Consider the following 14,268-nt stretch of genomic DNA (forward strand, 5'->3'; position numbering starts at 1 on the left):
CGTGACAGGAGCGAGCCCATGAACGAGACCCAGACGACCGTCCGCGGCACCGTGATCACCGACCCCACCTCCCGGCGGGTGGGTGACGACCAGGTGTTCACGTTCCGGGTGGCCAGCAACAGCCGCTACCTCGACCGCCAGTCCGGGGAGTGGAAGACCGGCGGCACCCTCTACTTCTCCGCCAACTGCTGGGGCAGACTCGGCCAACGCGCGTCCGGGGTCCTGTGCAAGGGCGACGGAGTGATCCTGCACGGTCGCCTGCTCACCAACGAGTACGAACGCGAGGGCCGGGTCATGCGTGACCTGGAGATGCGCGTCAGCGCGCTGGGTCCGGACCTGTCGCGCATGGACGTCACGGTGCGGCGCGCGAAGACCGACGAGAACGCCATGGAGATCGGATCGCAGGACCTGGACCACCCGGACGGGGAGGCCGCCGAGGACGGCGAGCTCGCGGGGGTGGCCGCGCCCTGATGCCGCGGCGTGTGGGGTGGGCGTCCGCCGCGGACGCCCGGGTCGCGGGCGGACACGTAACATGGGGGTCGTGCCCGCGGCCCACCCGCGGTGATGAGACCTATTTGTGCTGGTGAGAGGGTAGAATGGCCGAGTTCATTTACACGATGAAGAAGGTTCGGAAGGCGCACGGGGACAAGGTGATCCTCGACGACGTCACGATGGCCTTCTACCCCGGTGCGAAGATCGGCGTGGTCGGCCCCAACGGCGCCGGTAAGTCCTCGATCCTCAAGATCATGGCCGGGCTCGACCAGCCCTCCAACGGCGAGGCCTTCCTCGACCCGGAGGCCACCGTCGGCATCCTCCTGCAGGAGCCGGAGCTCGACCCCGCCAAGACCGTCAAGGAGAACGTCGAGGACGGCCTCGGCGAGACCATGGTCAAGCTGCGGCGGTACAACGAGGTCGCCGAGGAGATGGCGACCAACTACACCGATGAGCTCATGGAGGAGATGGGCGTCCTCCAGGAGTACCTCGACGCCGTCGACGCGTGGGAGGTCGACTCGCAGATCGAGCAGGCCATGGACGCCCTGCGCTGCCCGCCGGGTGATGCTCCGGTCACCAACCTGTCCGGTGGCGAGATCCGTCGCGTCGCGCTGTGCAAGCTGCTGCTGAGCAAGCCCGACCTGCTGCTGCTCGACGAGCCCACCAACCACCTCGACGCGGAGAGCGTGCTGTGGCTCGAGCAGCACCTGGCGACCTACCCGGGCGCCGTCATGGCCGTCACACACGACCGCTACTTCCTCGACCACGTCGCGCAGTGGATCTGTGAGGTCGACCGCGGCAAGCTGCACCCCTACGAGGGCAACTACTCCACGTACCTGGAGAAGAAGGCCGAGCGCCTCGAGGTGCAGGGCAAGAAGGACCAGAAGCTGCAGAAGCGCCTCAAGGCCGAGCTCGAGTGGGTGCGCTCCGGCGCCAAGGCCCGCCAGTCCAAGTCCAAGGCCCGTCTGGCCAAGTACGAGGAGATGGCGGCCGAGGCCGAGAAGCACCGCAAGCTCGACTTCGAGGAGATCCAGATCCCCACCCCGCCGCGCCTCGGCAACGTGGTGGTGGAGGTCAACGACCTCCAGAAGGGCTTCGACGACCGGATCCTCATCAAGGACCTCAGCTTCACGCTGCCCCGTAACGGCATCGTCGGCGTGATCGGGCCCAACGGCGTCGGTAAGACGACCCTGTTCAAGACCATCGTCGGACTGGAGGAGCCGGACGCCGGGACCGTCCGCATCGGCGACACCGTCAAGCTCAGCTACGTCGACCAGAACCGCGCCAACATCGACCCCGAGAAGTCGGTGTGGGAGGTGGTCTCCGACGGGCTGGACTTCATCGAGGTCGGCCAGAACGAGATGCCCTCGCGCGCCTACCTGAGCGCGTTCGGGTTCAAGGGACCCGATCAGCAGAAGAAGGCCGGCGTGCTCTCCGGTGGCGAGCGCAACCGCCTCAACCTGGCACTGACCCTCAAGGTCGGCGGCAACCTGATCCTCCTCGACGAGCCCACCAACGACCTCGACACCGAGACCCTCGGCAGCCTGGAGAACGCCCTCGAGGAGTTCCCCGGGTGTGCTGTGGTCATCTCGCACGACCGGTGGTTCCTCGACCGGACCTGTACCCACATCCTCGCGTGGGAGGGCAACGTCGCCGAGGGCCAGTGGTACTGGTACGAGGGCAACTTCGAGGGCTACGAGCGGAACAAGGTCGAGCGCCTCGGCCCCGACGCCGCCCGCCCCAGCCGGGTCACCCACCGCAAGCTGACCCGGGGCTGACACGGATGGCGACACCGACCACCCAGGACACGGACACCGCCGCGGCACAGGACGCGAGCGGTGCGCCGGGCGTCGTGCACCGGGTACACATCCCGCTGCGCATCACCGACTTCGTGGGCAGCCACGTCAACAACGTGAAGTTCCAGGAGTTCGCCCAGGACGCCCGCATCCTCTTCTTCCGCGAGGAGTTCGGCGTCCCCGGGTCCCGGGTGCCGGTGGCGCTCGCACGCTGGATGGAGATCGACTTCCGCCGCTCCATCCCCATGGGCGTGCCCGCGGTGTGGGTCGACGTGCAGACTCTGCGCGTCGGCCGCACCTCGTACACCATGCGGACCTCGATCGGCTCGGACTCCACGGGTGCCGAGCCGTGCGCGGTCATCGACACCGTCATGGTGGTGACGGCGGCGGACGAGACCACCACACTGGAGATCACCCCCGAGGAGCGGGCCGCGCTGCTCGGACACCGGGAGGAGGCGGGATGACGCGACAGGACATGGCGGACGCCGGGACGTTCCGCTGCACCCTGCAGGTGCGGTGGGCGGATTTCGACCAGTTCGGGCACGTCAACAACATCAAGTACATCGAGTACGCCCAGGAGGCGCGGATCCTGTTCATCCGCAGTCGGCTGGGGCAGTTCGGCCTCGGAAACCTCCCGCAGGTCGTGCGTCGGACCGAGATCGACCATCTGCGCCCGGTGTTGCGTGACTCCACCTCGGTGGACGTGGAGATCGAGGTCGAGCACGTCGGCACCACCTCGTACCAGATCCGCCAGACCATCTACGACGCCGCGGGCGAGATCTGTTGCACCCTGCGGGTGGTCATGGTCGCCTACGACACCTCCACCTCGTCGTCCGTGGAGATCCCCTCCGGTGTTCGCCACGTGCTGGAGGCCGCCCGGCAGCCGGCCGCGATCACCGATCAGGGGTCGGCCGGGTGACCGATCAGCTCGTCTATGACGCCGGTGGACCCCTGGGCGCCTCGGGGGAGCCGGGTCGGCGGGTCTTCACCACGGCGATGCCCGTCCGGTGGTCGGACCAGGATCTGTACCACCACGTCAACCACGCGCGGATGATCACCCTCATCGAGGAGGCGCGCATCCCGTGGCTCTTCGCCGAGGGCCTGCCCACCGCCACGCTCACCGCCGGCGCGGTGATGACGGATCTGAACGTGCGGTACCGCGGTCAAATCCGGCACGCCGACGGGCCGATCCGGGTGCGGATGTGGTGCGAGAAGGTCGGCGGGGCCATGTTCGTGGCCCGTCACGAGGTCCGCGCCCGCACCACCCCGGACACCGCCCCGCCGGCGGTGGACTGCACCGCCACGATCGCCGCCTTCGACCTGACCACCCAGCGGCCCCGCCGGTTCACCCGCGAGGAGCGCGGCTACCTGCTGGAGTTCCGGCACGAGGACCGGACGTGACGGCCCCCGTCCCCGCCGACGGGATGATCCGCGTCCCGGATCCCGCCGACCGCGATGATCTCCGCGTCCTGCTGCGGCGACTGCTGCGGCTCGACGAGGCGGCCGTCGTCCGCCTGACCTCGAGCGGTGACCGGATGCGGGTGTGGGGCCGCACCCCCTTCGGCGCGCTCGTCGTGCGTGCCCTCGGCGGCACGTGCCCCGGCGGCGACGTCGTCTGCGGCGCCGACCACCTGCTCACCGAACTCGACGTGCTGCCGTCGGGTGATCTCGAGGGGCGGATCGACCCGGGTATGCCGCTGCTCTCCGCGTGGCAGGGCCTGCTGCCGCCCACCGACGGGTTCACCCGCGTCGAGGACGTGCCCGCGCAGGTCTTCCTCGACCTCACCGAGTCGGGGCGCGAGGCGGCACGCGAGAACGCCGGCCCGGCCGGGCTCCCGCCGTCGCTGCTGGACCAGGCGGCGCTCACCGTCCGCGCGGACACCGACCATCCCCTCGGCGTGGACATGCGCACGGTGTTCTCGATGGTGATGTGCGGCTTCGTGCCGGAGAAGGCGGGCCGCGCACCGGAGGGGGAGCCGGTGCGGGTGAGCGAGCGCGGGGCCTGGCTCCGTCTCGACGCCCGCTTCGGCACGGCGTTCCGCCGGACCGACGCCCTCAGCCTCGAACCACTGCGGTGAGCGCCGCGGGCTTCGAGGTGTCCTGGCCGGGACGTGGCCGCGGGCCGGCCCCCGGGGAGCAGGGGCCCGCGCCCCGGATCGAGGCGGTATTCCCCGGTGAGCACGCGGGAGCGGTGCTCGTCGGCGACGGTGCGCGGATCCCCGAGGCCGCCGGCGCCCTGGCCGGGCACGGACTCGCCCCGGCCGGCGCCGCGCAGCTGGTCTACCTCGACCCGCCGTACAACCGCGGTGGCCGCTTCGACTCGTACCACGACAACATGCCGCGCTTCGAGTGGCTGGACTACATCGAAGCCCGCCTCGTGGTGGCGCGCACGCTGCTCGCCGACACCGGGACCGTGTGGGTCCATCTCGACGACGCCGAGGCGCACCGCGTCCGCTGCCTGCTCGACGACGTGTTCGGCACCGACGCGTTCATCGCCGACCTCACGGTGGAGAGCAATCCCAAGGGCCGCCAGCTGGACCGGTTCTTCGCCGGCTCCCACGACCGCCTCATGGTGTACGCCCGCGACCCCGAGCGCGTGCGGCTGGCCGGCGGCGTCGCCTCCGCCGTCGATCCCGCCGACTTCCCGCTCACCGGTGACGACGGCGTGCGCTTCCGGCTCCTGCCCCTGCGCAACACCAACAAGCGGTTCAACCCCCGCACCACACCCACCATGACGTATCCGCTCTACGGCGACCCGGAGACCGGGGTCGTGGCGGTGGAGCCCGGCCCGGGGCTGGTCGAGATCCTGCCGGTGTTCGGCGACCTCACGCCGGCGGTGTGGCGGTGGTCGCGTGACCGGGCGCGGGAGCGGATCGACGAGCTGGTGTGTCGCACCGTCAGGGGACGCAGCGGCCCGCGCGTCGATGTCTACCAGCGGGACCGGTTCGAGCTGGGCCGGATCAAGAAGCTCAAGACCATCTGGCTGGCCCAGGAGGTCGGCTCGACCGACACCGCGCGTGCCGAACTGCGGGCGGCCGGGGTCGACGGGTTCCGCACGCCCAAACCGGAGGCGTTGCTCCGGCGGATCGTGGAGCTGGCCACCGAGCCGGGCGAACTGGTGGTGGACCTGTTCGCGGGTTCGGGGACCACGGCGGTGGCGGCCCGCGACCTGGGACGCCGCTGGGTGGTGGTCGAGCGCAACCCGGACACCGTCCGCGACGTCCTCGTCCCCAGGCTGCGGGCCGACTAGCGGAGCATGACGCTGCCGCCGTCGACCATCATCGTCTGCCCGGTCATGTAGGACGCGTCGTCGCTGGCCAGGAACACCGCGACGCGGCCGATGTCGGACTCGGGGTCGCCGAACCGCCGCATCGGGGTGCCCGCGAGCAGCCGCTTCTCGATGCCCGGGTTGGCCTCGATGTAGGCCTCCACGCCCTCGGTGAGCGCGAGCGGGGAGATGACGTTGACGTTGATCCCGTCGCGGGCCCATTCGTTGGCCGCGACCCGGCTGATGGCGCGGATCGCCTCCTTCGCGGCGGCGTACGACGCCTGGGTCGGGCTGCCGCTGATACCGGCGCCGGAGGCGAAGTTGATGACCGAGCCGTCCCGCTCCGCGAGGTGCGGGTGCGCGGCCTTCATGAGCCAGAAGGTGGGGTAGAACCCGGTGGAGAAGGACAGGTCCATCATCTCGCCGGTGGTCTCCAGCAGCGGGGCCTGGCGCGAGGCGTGGGCGTTGTTGACCAGGACGTCGAGTCGCCCGAACGCGTCGACGGCCGCGGCGACGATCGTCTCGGCGTTGGCCTCCACGGAGATGTCGGCGCCGAGGTAACGCACGGCGTCACCGAGTTCGTCGACCAGCGCCCGTCCGGCCTCGTCGTTGATGTCCACCACCAGGACGTTCGCACCCTCGGCGACGAACGCCCGCGTGATGCCTCGGCCGATGCCGCCGGCCCCTCCGGTCACGATCGCGGTCTTACCGGAAAGTCGCATGTCCCGAGTTCCTCCTCGTCAGCGCTGGAGCCACACGGCGGTGTCCGGCGGCAGTGTCCTCCCGTCGAGTGGCCCCGACGCGAGCACCACGTCGCCGTCGGGAAGCGACACCGGGCGACGCGATGTGTTGATCATGCACAGCACCGGGCCGTCCTCGCGCCAAAACGATAGACACCCGTCAAGTTGTTCTCCCCACACGATCCCCGGGGACCGCGTCGACGGCCACGAGTGCCGGATACGTACCGCCTCCCGGTACAGCGCGAGGGTGGAGTCCGGGTCCGTCTCCTGCGCCGCGACGGTGAGCGTCTCCCACCCGGCGGGCATCGGCAGCCAGGTGTGCGCGGTGTCCGAGAAGCCGTACGGCGGCCGGTCGCCGTCCCACGGGATCGGGACGCGGCAGTGGTCGCGGCCGGTCTCGGCGTGACCGGTGCGTTCCCAGGTGGGGTCCGTGAGCCGGTCGTGCGGGATGGAGAAATCGCTCGGCAGGCCGAGTTCGGCGCCGTTGTAGACGAACGTGATGCCCGGCAGGGCGAGCTCGACGAGGAGCATCGCCCGCGCGCGGGCGGTGCCGTGGGCGCCGTTGCCGTAGCGGGTCACCTCGCGCACGACGTCGTGGTTGGACAGCGCCCAGGTGGGTGCGGCGCCCGAGACCCGCGCGGCCTCGAGGGTCGAGTCGACCGCCTCGCGGATCGACGCGGCGTCGAACGGGGCGCCGGTGAGGGCGAAGTGGAACGCGAAGTGCAGCTCGTCGGGCCGGAGGTAGCGGGCGAACCGGTCGACCGGTCCCACCCACACCTCGCCGAACGCCGCGGTGCCGGGATAGGTGTCGAGGACGCGACGGATCCGTCGGTGGATGTCGTGGACGCCGGGCCGGTCCCACCGTGCGTCACGGGTGTCGACGACGAGCTGTGCGATCTCGACGTCGTCAGGCAGGTCCGCGAGGTCGGCGGGTTTGGCCAGTCCGTGGGCGACGTCGATCCGGAACCCGTCCACGCCGAGGTCGAGCCAGAACCGCAGGGTGTGCTCCAGGTCGTCGGCGACGTCCGGATGCGACCAGTCGAGGTCGGGTTGTCCGGGGGCGAAGAGGTGGAGGTACCACTGCCCGGGCGTGCCGTCGGGTTCGGTGACGCGGGTCCAGGCGGGTCCGCCGAACACGGACGGCCAGTTGTTGGGCGGTTCGGCGCCGTCCTCGCCGCGCCCGTCGCGGAAGAAATAGCGCGCCCGCTCGGGGCTGCCGGGTCCGGCGGCGACCGCGCCGGCGAACCACGGGTGCTCCGCGCTGGTGTGGTTGGGGACGAGGTCCATGATGAGGACCATCCCCGCCGCGTGCAGTCGCTCCACCAGGCGTCCGAGGGTGCCGACGTCGCCGAACAGCGGATCCACGTCCCGGGGGTCGGAGACGTCGTAACCGTGGTCGACCCCGGGGGAGCGCATGATGGGGGAGAGCCACACCCCGTCCACGCCGAGGGATTCGAGGTGCCCGACCCGGTCGATGACGCCCTGCAGATCCCCCGTCCCGTCGCCGTCGGAGTCGGCGAACGAGCGTGGGTAGATCTGGTACAGGACCATGTCCTCCCAGGCTCTCCGCGCGTGGGCGGGGGACCGGGTCACGGTACGTCGGCGGTGTTGACCATCATGGCCGCGGCACGGGTGAGGTAGTCCACGAGCGCGGCGCGGCGCTCGTCGTCCAGGGTGTCGCGGTCGATGGTCTCGACGGCGGCGAGCATGTGGGTGAGCCAGGCGTCGTGGGCGGCGCGGTCGACGACGTACGGGTTGTGCCGCATCCGGAGCCGTGGATGCCCGCGCTGCTCGGAATAGGTGGTGGGTCCGCCCCAGTACTGCTCGAGGAACATCCGGAGGCGGTCCTCGGCGGGGCCCAGGTCCTCCTCGGGGTACATCGGGCGCAGCACGGGGTCGTCCGCCACGCGGCGGTAGAACTCGTGGACGATCCTCCGGAACGTCTCCGCCCCACCGACCTCGTCGTAAAACGTGCTGCTGCTCATGACGTCCATCATGCCCGCGCGGTCGCTCGCGGGTCTCCGGGGCGGACACCCGCGGGCCCCCGCGCAGGTGGTGCAGCCGCCCCGGCCCCGCCCCTGACCGGCGACCGGCCCGCCCCTGACCCGCGACCGGCCCGCCTTCGCCCTTGGCGCGGCCGCGTCCGCCCCTCGGCGCGTGAATCCGGATGGACGCACTCATGGCGACTCTGGACGCAGCCAGGGTGGTGATTCGCGCTTCGGACCTCCATGGTTGCGTCCAAAGCCGGAGTACAGGGCGGTCCGACCGGCGTGGCTGCCCCGAGCGGGGCGTCGCGGAGCACAACCGGCGCCGCCCCCACCGCCCCGCCGCGACCGGTCCCGCCCGGCCCACCCGACCAGCCTGGCCAGGCCCAGCAGACCAGCCCGGCCAGGCCCACCCGACCAGCCCGGCCACTAATAAACCGCGCGAAGAGTTCACCGAAGGTGCATCATCGTTGCAGGCGAGGTTCACCCCGGGCCCGGTTACCGATGATGCACTGGGCTCGGAGCAGACGAGCGGAGACCGACCATGGGCACAGCAGTGCGCGAGAACTCGGAGTACCGACAACGGGGGTCGCGGACCCCCAAGCGACTGGAGCCGGTCCCGGACCGGCCGGTCCCGCTCGCGTCGGCGCCGCGCGTGCTGCTGCTCAACGCCAGTTACGAGGCGCTCACCGCCCTGCCGGCCCGCCGAGCCGTGGTGATGCTGCTGGGTGGCAAGGCCGACGTGGTGCACGAGCACCCGGTGGAGGTCGTGGTGCGGTCGGTGGACACCTCGGTGCGCGTCCCCTCCGTCATCCGGCTCCGCGAGTACGTCCGGATCCCGTACCGCTCGCAGGTCCCGATGACGCGCGCCGCGCTCATGCACCGGGACGGGCACCGCTGTGGCTACTGCAACGCCAAGGCCACGACCGTCGATCACGTCGTCCCGCGCAGCCGCGGGGGAGCGCACAACTGGGAGAACTGCGTCGCCTCGTGCGCGCCGTGCAACCACCGCAAGGCGGACAAGCTGCTCTCCGAGCTCGGCTGGGAGCTCACGGTGCCGCTCGTCGCCCCGCGTGGTCGGACATGGAGGCTTGTCTCGCAGCTGCGGGAGATCGGCCCGTACTGGGAGGACTACCTCTACCTCGACGCCGCCTGACCCGCCGGCGGCCGGCCCGGGGAGATCGCGGCGACCGGCGCCGGGAGTTCGTGGCGGCCGGCCCGGGACGTCGCGGCGGCCGGCGCCGGGGGTCGGCCGCCCTGTTACCCGGCCGCCGCGGAGTCGACGGCTCGGGCGGCGAGGGCGCGGGTCATGTCCGCCGTCTGCTCGGCGATGATCCGCCGCAGCGACGCCGGCCGTGACTCGTCCGCGATCACCTTCTCGAACCGCTCCACGGTCTCGGCGTCGACCGCCCAGGAGGGGAAGATCCCTTCGGCCACGGTCTGCGCGAGGTCGCCGGGGCGGGCCTTCCACAACGCGGTGACGTCGTCGAGGTATCGCTCGCACAGACCGCTCAGCAGGTGTTCGTGGCCGGGCAGATCGATGCCCAGGAGGGTGGCCCGCACGATCGCGTTGGTCGGGGCGTCGTCCCCGGTCGTGAGGAGCAGCTCCTCGGCCTCCTCCTTCGCGGCGACGGTCGGGCGGGCGGCCCGGGCGGTGGCGGCCCGGCGCGCTCCCCCCGCCGTGTCGTCGGCGGCGAGTTCGGCATCGATCCTGTCGGTGTCCTCGACGCCGGCGGCGACGAGCGCGGTGAGCACGGTCCAGCGCAGGTCGGTGTCGACGACGAGGCCGGGCAGCCCCGCCTCGTCCGCACCGGCGTCGAGCAGGGTGCCGAGCACGCGCCGCTGGTCCATACCGATGGGGCACGCGCACAGCGCGGTGAGGAAGGCCAGCTGGTGGTCCGATCCCGGCTCGGCGTCGCGGGCCGCGGAGAGCATCGCCCCGGAGAAGGTCGCCCAGCCGCTGGCGGCGGCCCAGTCCGGATCGGCGTAGCGGGCCAGCGCGGTCTGCGCCTGCGTGAGCACGCGCTGGACCACGCCGATCTGCGACTCGCGGGGGACGGCCCGGGAGACGACCTCGACGAACCGGCGCGCCGGGAGCCGCGCCTCCCGCGTCATCTCCCACAGCGCCGACCAGCACAGGGTCCGCGCCAACGGGTCGGCGATGTCCTCGAGGGAGTCCAGGACCGTGGCCAGCGAACGCTCGTCGAGCCGCACCGAGCAGTACGTCAGGTCCTCGTCGTTCGGGAGGATCAGGTCGGGGACGGGCTGACCGGCCAGGTCGGCGACCGGCGTCCGCTCGCCGGTGACGTCCAGTTCCGCGCGGGCGGTCCGGATGACCGCGCCGCTGTCATCGCGGTTGTACAAGCCCACGCCGAGGCGATGGGTACGCAGCTCGCCGGCGCCGGGGGCGGCGGGTCCCTGGACCACCGTCAGCTCGGAGATGCGGGCCCCCGCGCCGTCGCCGGAGGTCGCCACGTCGACGGAGATCGGGTTGATCCCGGTGGTGCGCAGCCACTGGCCGGCCCAGTCGGACAGGTCGCGCCCCGAGGACTTCTCGAGCGCCGACAGCAGATCGTCGAACTCGGCGTTGCCGAACGCGTGCTCGGCGAAGTACGCGCGCAGACCCGCCAGGAAGGGCTCCCGGCCGACGTAGGCGACGAGCTGCTTGAGTACCGAGGCACCCTTGGCGTAGGTGATCCCGTCGAAGTTTGCCTCGACGGTCTCCAGGTCCGTCATGTCCGCGGCGACGGGATGCGTGGAGGGCAGCTGGTCCTGGCGGTACGCCCACGACTTCTCCACGTTGGCGAACGTCGTCCAGGCCTCGGTGTACTGCGTCGCGTCGACCTGGGCGAGCACGGAGGCGAAGGTGGCGAACGACTCGTTGAGCCACAGGTCGTCCCACCACCGCATGGTCACGAGGTCGCCGAACCACATGTGGGCCATCTCGTGCAGGATCGTCTCGTTGCGGCGCTCGTAGCGGTAGCCGGTCACGCGGGACCGGAACACGTAGTCCTCGAGGAACGTCACCGCGCCGGCGTTCTCCATGGCGCCGGCGTTGAACTCGGGGACGAAGATCTGGTCGTATTTGCCGAACGCGTACGGCAGCCCGAACTCGCGGTGGTAGAAGCCGAATCCCTCCTTGGTCTCGGCGAAGAGCCGGTCGGCGTCGAGGTGCTCGGCGAGAGAGGCGCGGCACAGGAGCCGCAGGGGGATGGTGCCGTGCTCGTCGGTGTAGGCGTCCTCCACCACGTGGTACGGGCCCGCGATGAGCGCGACCAGGTAGGTGGACATGATCTCGGTCGGTGCGAAGCGGTGGATCACGCCGCCGCCCTCCGCCGGGGACTCCTCGGCCAGCGTGTTGGCCACGACGACCCACTTCTCGGGTGCAGTCACCGTGAGGGTGTAGCGGGCCTTGAGATCCGGCTGGTCGAAGCAGGCGAACACCCGCTTGGCGTCCGCCGTCTCGAACTGCGAGTAGAGGTAGACCTCCCCGTCCGCCGGATCGACCATCCGGTGCAGGCCCTCACCGGTGGTGGTGTACGCCAGATCCGCGTCCACCACGAGCTCGTTCTCCGCCTGCAGGTCCGGGAGGGTGAGGCCCTCCTCGTCGTCGTACCGGTTCTCCTCCCCGGCCGGGAACAGTTCCCGGCCGTTGAGCACCGCCGACCGGATCACGGCCGACCGCAGGTCGATGAACGTCTCCGCGCCCGGGCGCGTGCAGGAGAACCGCACGACGGTGCGCGAGCGGAAGGTGCCGGACCCGGGACCACCGCCGCCGTCGGTGAGATCGATCTCCACGTCGTACGACTCGACGCGGAGCAGTTCCGACCGCGCGGCGGCGTCGGCGCGGGTGAGGTTGAGCGAGCGCATCTGTGGGACCTCGGTTCGGTGGGGTTCGGCTACCGCACCAGTCCTACCACCCGGGTCCGTCACGCACGCGGCAGTGGCGGCGCGCCCGCCGGACGGGGAGGATGGGGACATGACCGCAGCTACCCAGCCCGCCACCCGTACCGTCGACTTCTGGTTCGATCCGCTGTGCCCCTTCGCGTGGGTCACCAGCCGCTGGATCCTCGAGGTGGAGAAGGTCCGCGACATCTCCCTGACGTGGAACGTCATGAGCCTGTCCGTGCTCAACGACGGCCGCGACCTGCCCGAGGAGTACATGGAGAAGATGAAGCTCGGCTGGGGTCCCGTGCGCGTGGCGATCGCCGCCGCCCGGCGCCACGGGCAGGAGGTGCTCGGGACGCTGTACACCGAGATGGGCACCCGCATCCACGACCAGGGCCGCGGTATCGAGGACCCCACCGTCATCACCGAGGCGCTCGAGGCGGCCGGCCTGGACGCCGGCCTCGCCGCCGCGGCCGGGACCGATGAGTACGACGACGAGCTACGAGCCTCCCACCACCGCGGCATGGACCCGGTGGGCGACGAGGTCGGGACCCCGGTCCTGCACGTCGACGGCACCGCGTTCTTCGGGCCCGTCCTGACCCGCATCCCGCGCGGCGAGGAGGCCGGGAAGGTGTTCGACGGCGCCGCGATGCTCGCCGACTACCCGTACTTCTTCGAGCTCAAGCGCTCACGGACCGAGGCCCCGCAGTTCGATTGACGCCCGGGGGTGAGCGGCGGGTGCCGCGTGGCAGAATCTCCGCCATGCGCATCTACCTGGGAGCGGACCACGCCGGCTTCGAGACCAAGAACGCCATCGCCGAGCACCTGAAGGCCTCCGGGCACGAGGTGGTCGACTGCGGCGCCCACACCTACGACGCCGAGGACGACTACCCGGCGTTCTGCATCGACGCCGCCCGCAAGGTGGTCGCCGATCCCGGCAGCCTCGGCATCGTCCTGGGCGGCTCCGGCAACGGCGAGCAGATCGCCGCCAACAAGGTCCCCGGCGCCCGGTGTGCCCTGGCGTGGAGCGTGGAGACCGCACGGCTGGCGCGTGAGCACAACAACGCCCAGCTCATCGGCATCGGTGGCCGCATGCACTCCCGCGAGGAGGCGCTGGCGATCGTCGACGCGTTCCTCGACCAGGAGTGGTCGGGCGCCGAGCGGCACCAGCGCCGTATCGACATCCTCGCCGAGTACGAGCGCACCGGCGAGGCCCCCGCGGTCCCCGGGGCCTGAGCCTCACCGTGCCTGAAGGGCACACCCTCCACCGGCTGGCCCGCCTGCACACCGAGTACTTCGCAGGCGGGCCCGTCCGTGTGTCCAGCCCCCAGGGTCGGTTCGCGGACCACGTGGCCGTGGACGGCCGGTACTTCGACCGCGCCACGGCGGTCGGAAAACACCTGTTCCACCACTACGAGGGCGGCCTAGCCGTGCACGTCCACCTGGGCCTGTACGGGTTCTTCGACACGCACCTCGTGACCGAGGGCGAGGCCCCGCCGGCGCCGGTGGGTCAGGTGCGGATGCGGGTGGGCGCGATCGCCGACGGCGGCCCCGCGCACTGGGTCGACCTGCGTGGACCGACCCGCTGCGAGGTGATCGCCGAGGCGGAGGTCGGCGCCGTACGCGGCCGACTGGGCCCCGACCCCCTCGACCCGCACGCCGACCCGGATCGCGCCTGGGGCCGGATCTCGCGCAGCGCCCGGCCGGTCGGCGCCCTGCTGATGGACCAGAAGATCCTGGCCGGAGTCGGCAACGTCTACCGCGCCGAGGTGCTCTTCCGGCACGGGATCGACCCGTTCCTGCCCGGCAGGGAACTCGACCGGACGGACTTCGACGCCGTGTGGGACGACCTCGTCGCCCTGATGGAGGTCGGGGTGCAGACCGGGGCCATCCACACCATCCGCCCCGAGCACGATCACGGCGACGTACCGAGGCGGGGCGCCGACCGGCCGCGCAACTACGTCTACCAACGCGACGGCTGGGAATGCCGGGTGTGCGGCGACGAGGTGCGCGCGCAGGCGATGGAGGCGCGGACGCTGTACTGGTGTCCCACCTGCCAGCCGGGGCCGGGCGGTCACTGACCGGGCGGCCTCGGCGAC

Annotated in this window: 15 protein-coding genes; 11 read left to right on the top strand and 4 right to left on the bottom strand. The window is 71.4% G+C overall.

The window, feature by feature from the left end; all coding sequences use genetic code 11:
* Window positions 1-18 precede the first annotated feature (18 nt).
* The 7 genes from RWK90_RS12060 (at window position 19) to RWK90_RS12090 (ending at window position 5,538) form a co-directional block, all read left to right on the top strand.
* Window positions 19-471 carry a single-stranded DNA-binding protein gene (locus RWK90_RS12060; RefSeq protein ID WP_314037869.1) on the top strand — a complete coding sequence of 151 codons (453 nt, stop codon included), beginning with the start codon at window positions 19-21 and terminating at the stop codon, window positions 469-471.
* Between the two features lie 125 nt (window positions 472-596).
* Complete coding sequence (ettA, locus tag RWK90_RS12065; RefSeq protein WP_314037870.1) at window positions 597-2,270, top strand: energy-dependent translational throttle protein EttA; 1,674 nt, start codon at window positions 597-599, stop codon at window positions 2,268-2,270.
* Between the two features lie 5 nt (window positions 2,271-2,275).
* Window positions 2,276-2,752, top strand: coding sequence for a thioesterase family protein (locus tag RWK90_RS12070; protein ID WP_314037871.1), 477 nt, complete (start codon window positions 2,276-2,278; stop codon window positions 2,750-2,752).
* Window positions 2,749-3,207, top strand: a complete 459-nt coding sequence (locus RWK90_RS12075; protein ID WP_314037872.1) for a thioesterase family protein — start codon at window positions 2,749-2,751, stop codon at window positions 3,205-3,207. Before RWK90_RS12070 ends, RWK90_RS12075 begins: the two co-directional genes overlap by 4 nt.
* On the top strand, window positions 3,204-3,689 hold the full coding sequence (locus tag RWK90_RS12080; protein WP_314037873.1) for an acyl-CoA thioesterase: 486 nt from the start codon (window positions 3,204-3,206) through the stop codon (window positions 3,687-3,689). The genes RWK90_RS12075 and RWK90_RS12080 overlap by 4 nt, the downstream gene beginning before the upstream one ends.
* Window positions 3,686-4,366: a hypothetical protein gene (locus tag RWK90_RS12085; protein ID WP_314037874.1), complete on the top strand. Its 681-nt coding sequence runs from the start codon at window positions 3,686-3,688 to the stop codon at window positions 4,364-4,366. The genes RWK90_RS12080 and RWK90_RS12085 overlap by 4 nt, the downstream gene beginning before the upstream one ends.
* Window positions 4,363-5,538, top strand: coding sequence for a site-specific DNA-methyltransferase (locus RWK90_RS12090; RefSeq protein ID WP_314037875.1), 1,176 nt, complete (start codon window positions 4,363-4,365; stop codon window positions 5,536-5,538). Before RWK90_RS12085 ends, RWK90_RS12090 begins: the two co-directional genes overlap by 4 nt.
* Here the strand turns inward: RWK90_RS12090 and RWK90_RS12095 are convergent.
* The 3 genes from RWK90_RS12095 to RWK90_RS12105 are packed head-to-tail and all read right to left on the bottom strand — an operon-like array spanning window position 5,535 to window position 8,281.
* Window positions 5,535-6,278 carry an SDR family oxidoreductase gene (locus tag RWK90_RS12095; RefSeq protein WP_314037876.1) on the bottom strand — a complete coding sequence of 248 codons (744 nt, stop codon included), beginning with the start codon at window positions 6,276-6,278 and terminating at the stop codon, window positions 5,535-5,537. The genes RWK90_RS12090 and RWK90_RS12095 overlap by 4 nt on opposite strands.
* 18 nt (window positions 6,279-6,296) lie before the next feature.
* Entirely contained in the window at window positions 6,297-7,847 is a 1,551-nt protein-coding gene (locus RWK90_RS12100) for a glycoside hydrolase family 13 protein (protein ID WP_314037877.1), read from the bottom strand.
* Window positions 7,848-7,885: 38 nt separating this feature from the next.
* Complete coding sequence (locus RWK90_RS12105) at window positions 7,886-8,281, bottom strand: globin (RefSeq protein WP_314037878.1); 396 nt, start codon at window positions 8,279-8,281, stop codon at window positions 7,886-7,888.
* 544 nt (window positions 8,282-8,825) lie between these two features.
* Here RWK90_RS12105 and RWK90_RS12110 point away from each other — a divergent pair.
* Window positions 8,826-9,437, top strand: a complete 612-nt coding sequence (locus tag RWK90_RS12110; protein ID WP_314037879.1) for an HNH endonuclease — start codon at window positions 8,826-8,828, stop codon at window positions 9,435-9,437.
* 104 nt (window positions 9,438-9,541) lie between these two features.
* On the opposite strand, the gene pepN is transcribed toward RWK90_RS12110, so the two are convergent.
* Window positions 9,542-12,151 (bottom strand): aminopeptidase N, encoded by a 2,610-nt coding sequence (pepN, locus tag RWK90_RS12115; protein WP_314037880.1) that lies wholly within the window; start codon window positions 12,149-12,151, stop codon window positions 9,542-9,544.
* A 109-nt stretch (window positions 12,152-12,260) separates the two neighbouring features.
* Between pepN and RWK90_RS12120 the strand changes: the two genes are divergently transcribed.
* Genes RWK90_RS12120 through RWK90_RS12130 form a run of 3 tightly spaced genes read left to right on the top strand, consistent with a single transcriptional unit; the run spans window position 12,261 to window position 14,250 of the window.
* Complete coding sequence (locus RWK90_RS12120) at window positions 12,261-12,887, top strand: DsbA family protein (RefSeq protein ID WP_314037881.1); 627 nt, start codon at window positions 12,261-12,263, stop codon at window positions 12,885-12,887.
* A 44-nt stretch (window positions 12,888-12,931) separates the two neighbouring features.
* Complete coding sequence (locus RWK90_RS12125; protein ID WP_314037882.1) at window positions 12,932-13,405, top strand: ribose-5-phosphate isomerase; 474 nt, start codon at window positions 12,932-12,934, stop codon at window positions 13,403-13,405.
* A gap of 8 nt (window positions 13,406-13,413) precedes the next feature.
* A complete protein-coding gene (locus RWK90_RS12130; RefSeq protein WP_314037883.1) occupies window positions 13,414-14,250 on the top strand; it encodes a DNA-formamidopyrimidine glycosylase family protein in 837 nt (278 codons plus the stop codon).
* The last annotated feature ends 18 nt before the right edge of the window (window positions 14,251-14,268 follow it).

This window comes from Dietzia sp. CH92 (genome assembly GCF_032248695.1).
GTDB lineage: Bacteria > Actinomycetota > Actinomycetes > Mycobacteriales > Mycobacteriaceae > Dietzia.

Excerpts from the sequence above, each read along its gene's own strand:
- RWK90_RS12060 (WP_314037869.1), top strand. The coding sequence starts at position 19 with ATGAACGAGACCCAGACGACCGTCCGCGGCACCGTGATCACCGACCCC.
- ettA (WP_314037870.1), top strand. The coding sequence starts at position 597 with ATGGCCGAGTTCATTTACACGATGAAGAAGGTTCGGAAGGCGCACGGG.
- RWK90_RS12070 (WP_314037871.1), top strand. The coding sequence starts at position 2,276 with ATGGCGACACCGACCACCCAGGACACGGACACCGCCGCGGCACAGGAC.
- RWK90_RS12075 (WP_314037872.1), top strand. The coding sequence starts at position 2,749 with ATGACGCGACAGGACATGGCGGACGCCGGGACGTTCCGCTGCACCCTG.
- RWK90_RS12095 (WP_314037876.1), bottom strand. The coding sequence starts at position 6,278 with ATGCGACTTTCCGGTAAGACCGCGATCGTGACCGGAGGGGCCGGCGGC.
- RWK90_RS12100 (WP_314037877.1), bottom strand. The coding sequence starts at position 7,847 with ATGGTCCTGTACCAGATCTACCCACGCTCGTTCGCCGACTCCGACGGC.
- RWK90_RS12105 (WP_314037878.1), bottom strand. The coding sequence starts at position 8,281 with ATGAGCAGCAGCACGTTTTACGACGAGGTCGGTGGGGCGGAGACGTTC.
- RWK90_RS12110 (WP_314037879.1), top strand. The coding sequence starts at position 8,826 with ATGGGCACAGCAGTGCGCGAGAACTCGGAGTACCGACAACGGGGGTCG.
- pepN (WP_314037880.1), bottom strand. The coding sequence starts at position 12,151 with ATGCGCTCGCTCAACCTCACCCGCGCCGACGCCGCCGCGCGGTCGGAA.
- RWK90_RS12120 (WP_314037881.1), top strand. The coding sequence starts at position 12,261 with ATGACCGCAGCTACCCAGCCCGCCACCCGTACCGTCGACTTCTGGTTC.
- RWK90_RS12125 (WP_314037882.1), top strand. The coding sequence starts at position 12,932 with ATGCGCATCTACCTGGGAGCGGACCACGCCGGCTTCGAGACCAAGAAC.